1 protein-coding gene and 1 pseudogene are annotated in these 4,545 nt (G+C 38.2%); both read left to right on the top strand.

The features are described from left to right. On the top strand, positions 1-1,317 hold a 1,317-nt coding region (locus MCY_RS07245; protein WP_007347720.1), incomplete at its 5' end, for a Vomp family autotransporter. A gap of 774 nt (positions 1,318-2,091) precedes the next feature. After that, positions 2,092-4,545 (top strand): annotated as a pseudogene (locus tag MCY_RS10195) (hypothetical protein); the annotation flags it as partial.

The following is a 4,545-nucleotide window of genomic DNA, read 5'->3' as shown; positions in this document are numbered from 1 at the left end:
TATTTTGGTGGTGATGCTAAATATGAAGATGGTCAATGGACAGCTCCTACGTTCAAAGTTACGACCTTCGATGATAATGGAAAACCTGAAGAGCATATTTATCGTAATATTTCTGAAGCGTTTGCTGGTGTAAGCAGTTCCTTCACGAAGCTTCATAGTGAGATTTCAGGGAATATTGAGCAGAATGCGTTGTTGTGGAGTGATGAAGATCTTGCGTTTGTAGCGCTTCATGGGAAGGGAGACAAAAGAGGTAAGAGCAAATTGAAGTCACTTTTAGATGGCGCTATATTTGAAGGTTCCACGGAGGCGATCACGGGTAACCAGCTTTATTCATTAAATCAGACGCTTGCGAAATATTTTGGCGGTGGTGCTAGTTATGAAGGTGGTACTTGGACAGTCCCGACCTTTGAAGTTTCGCAATTCAAAGCCGATGGTAGTTCAGCTGGTAAGGTGTCCTATAATGATGTAGCAGGTGCCTTTGAAGGTGTCAGTAAGAGTATGGAGAGTATCAACAAGCGTGTTAAAGAGGTTACTGAAAATGTTGATAAGAATGGTTTAAATTGGAATGAAGAGGCAGGCGCCTATGATGCTAGTCATAATGGAACTTCGAGTAAGATTACGAATGTATCGGATGGTAAGGTAGAAAAAGACTCGAAAGATGTTGTGAATGGAGGCCAGCTTTGGGAAACGAATGACAGGGTGGCAAAGGTTGAGAAAAAGATAGATACGATAGATCAACAAGTTAAAGATATTGAATATGTAGTTACGGATGGGGTCGTTAAATACGATAGGGCTAATGATGGGAAGAAGAGCAATAGCATTACCTTAGCAGGTGGTGATGAAGGTGCACCAGTATCAATAGATAATGTAGCGGCGGGTAAGATAGAAAAAGGCTCTAAGCAAGCTGTTAATGGTGGTCAGTTACATGATTATACAGAAGAACAGATGAAGCTCATTCTAGATGATGCGAAGAAGTATACGGATGATAGAGTTAGTAATCTTGTCAGTAGTAGCGTTAGTGAGGTGAAGTCCTATACAGATATGAAGTTTGAGATGTTGAATTATGCTGTTGAGGGTGTTCGCAAGGAGGCAAGACAAGCTGCGGCGATTGGTTTGGCGGTATCTAACTTACGTTACTATGACATACCAGGATCTTTAAGTGTTTCATTTGGGAGTGGTTTGTGGCGTAGTCAATCGGCATTTGCTGTTGGTGCAGGTTATACATCTGAAGATGGAAAGATTCGCTCAAATCTGTCAGTGACAAGTGCTGGAGGGCATTGGGGAGTAGGTGTAGGGTTAAGCTTAACATTAAATTAACAATCAAAAATAAAACATTTAACAAAACCTTATTTGCCTTTGTTCTTATAAAGCAAGGGCAATTTTTTTAAGTATATAAACGCAATAAAAATATGAGTTTTACAACCATAAAATTTCTTGGTAACTGTTACAAAGAAACTACATTTCAAATCTCTACAGTAACTTTTTTTCCCCTAAATATCTCAAAAGAATCATTTTTTTCTTGATATCTTGAAGATATGTTTTATAAGAAACAAAGATTGTCGTAAGTGAGACTCGTTTTGATTAATAAATTTTCAAAGGGGGATTGAGTAATGCGTAAAAATAAAAAACACATCATAAGACATATATCATTATATGACACCTATAAAATCTCACCAAAAAAAACAATCAAGGAAATTCGCATCCCCTAAACGTTATAAATTTCCACTCTGCTTAAATTATTAGTAAAAAAAACTGCCAGTAAAGCTAAAACCTATAACTATAAAAGTACTCATTAAACTTTTATAAAGCATTTTATAGCGATCATTGCAAAATAAAAAAGCAAACCGATATACAAATCCCTTTCTAAATTAGGTAGCAAAAACAACATACGATAAGCACTAAACCTGAAATATGTCTTTGTTATGTCAAAAATAAATGCTTAAAACACCACAAAACCAAAAAGATAAAAGACTCAAAATGTTTACATTCTAAAATCTTATCTTTCCAAAACCTAAATAGTGATTAATACTGAAATGTGTCTTTTTTATGTTTTTGGAGGCGTTTTTAAATTTTTTCATTGGAGAATTTATTATGAAAAAAATCTATGCCACACTAACACGCAATGACGTAAAGTGTATTCGTTTTTTTTACCCATTTTCTATGATGAGGGGGATTTCGTTCCTGGCAATGATTGCATTTTTATTGAATGATTCTTCTGTGTTTGCTTCGAATCTTGCCATAACAGGGCAAAAAATTATGAGTGATAATTCTCCTGGTGTGGCGTATCCTAGAGGAAGTCATGGTAGTATTGTTTTATCTGGTGATGATGATTTCTGTGGTGTAGATAATGTTATTGGCCGTGGAGATACTATTATAAGTCATGGTCAAGAGCGTAAAGCTAAGCAAATAACTGCAGAAGAACAATATCAAAGATTTATTGAAAATAAAGCATTTGGTGGTTTCCATCCTTATGGGAGTAACGATGGTGCATTGGATCGTTGGAGTGGCGATGGAAGGACAGCTTCGAACAATGGTTATATGGGGATGGATACTACTCGTGGTGATACTAATATTTTGCCTGTGGCGCATGGTATTTATTCTTTTGCAACTGGTTGTGGATCTTCTGCACGAGGTAATTATTCAGTGGCATTTGGTGCAAATGCTACTGCACGTTCAGGAGGAGCACAAGCTTTTGGAGTTTCTGCGCTTGCAAGCGGGAAAGTAAGTGTTGCTGTAGGTGTTGGGTCAGAAGCATCAGGGGATGCTGCACTTGCCTTTGGTGGACTTTCTGTTGCATCTGGTCAGCACAGTGTTGCGATTGGTCAGCGGGCTGTGGCTCAAAGTTCTGGGGCGATAGCTATAGGAAGTTCCGATTCTTCAGAGAATAAAACAATGGCGTATGGGCAAGAGGCGATTGCTATTGGTACAAACGCAATAGCGCGTGTTTCAGGTGGTATTGCAGTAGGTAGCAGATCTGTTTCTAATACTGATCATAGTGTTTTGGGTTATGATCCTGTAAAGAATGGCCGTACGACAGATTCTGGCATTGAGTGGAAAAGCACTGCAGGTGCTTTTAGTGTTGGTTTTGTTGAGGGTAAGGTAACACGCCAAATTACAGGAGTTGCAGCAGGAACTGAAGATACCGATGCAGTAAATGTTGCGCAGTTAAAAAAATTAAGAGGAGCAATAGGAAATTGGAAATTGACTGTTAATGGTGAAGATTCTGAAGGTATTGGTTTAGATGATGTAGTGGATTTTTCTACTGGCAGTACAAACCTCACAGTCACAAAAGGCAAAGATGGTAATAAGATAAAATTTGATCTCGCTAGGGGAATCATAATCGATAGTCTAAAAGTAGGAAACAACGTCTTAGACGCAGCAGGATTAATAATTTCTGGGGGTCCGAAAATAACCACTGGTGGTATTGATGCTGGAAAAAAGAAAGTTACAAATGTTAAGTTTGGCGATATTTTTATGGGGTCCATGGATGCGATTACCGGTTCTCAGCTTTATTCCTTAGGCGACAATGTTGCGGCGTCTTTAGGTGGTGGTAGTTATAAAGATGGTAAATGGAGTGCTCCTACTTTCAAGTTTAAAATATTTGATACGAATGGTGAGGAAAAAGATGGAACTTATGAGAATGTAGCGGAGGCTTTAACTGGAGTTGGTGCTTCTATTACAAATATTAACAATAAATTTACTGAGCAAATTAACAATGCAATTGCCAATGTGAGAAGCGATAGCCTTGTTAAGTGGAATGAAGAGACAAAATTAATCAAACTAGGGGAAGAAAAAGAAGGTACTAAAATCACTGTTGCCAATAAGGATAATGAGAGCAGAATTATTTCTGGTATAAAAGAAGGTATAGAAGACACTGATGCGGTGAATGTTGCACAGCTAAAAGCAGTACAAAAAGCAGCGACTATAAAAGGTTTAAAAGTTAATACAATTGGTAAAGATTTTAAAGATGCTATAGCTGATGGGCAATCTTCAATTGCTATAGGTAATAGCGCAAGTGTTGGAGTAGGGGCTATAAATGCAATTGCTATTGGTTATAAAGCCAAAGTTAGTTCGCATGTACCTGATGCAATTTCTATTGGTAGCTATACAGCCGCTAGTAGAAACGGTGCAATTGCTATTGGTGCTTATTCAAGTGTTAATGCCGATGGCGCAATCGCTTTTGGTTATGGTACAAAAGCTGATGTTGTTGGTATGGTTGTCATTGGTAGTAACGCAGGGCCTAAGGGAGAAGATTCATCCCTAGACACTTCCTATTCGGTTGCAGTTGGTTTCCAAGCAAAAGTAGCCGTTAGAGACAGTATTGTATTGGGTTATGGCTCTCTTGCTAATGTTGGAGCTGGTGTTATAGGTTATGACCCTAGTATGAAAGCGAATTCAGATAAACAAGATAGTATATGGGAATCCAGCCTTGGTGCACTCAGTATTGGTGATTCTGAAAAAGGTATAACCAGACAGATCGTAGGTGTTTCAGCTGGTACGAATGATACTGATGCTGTGAATGTTGCACAGGTGAAGTCATTACAA

This window comes from Bartonella rattimassiliensis 15908 (assembly GCF_000278215.1).
Classification (GTDB): domain Bacteria; phylum Pseudomonadota; class Alphaproteobacteria; order Rhizobiales; family Rhizobiaceae; genus Bartonella; species Bartonella rattimassiliensis.
This window is presented reverse-complemented; position numbering and strand designations above follow the sequence as displayed.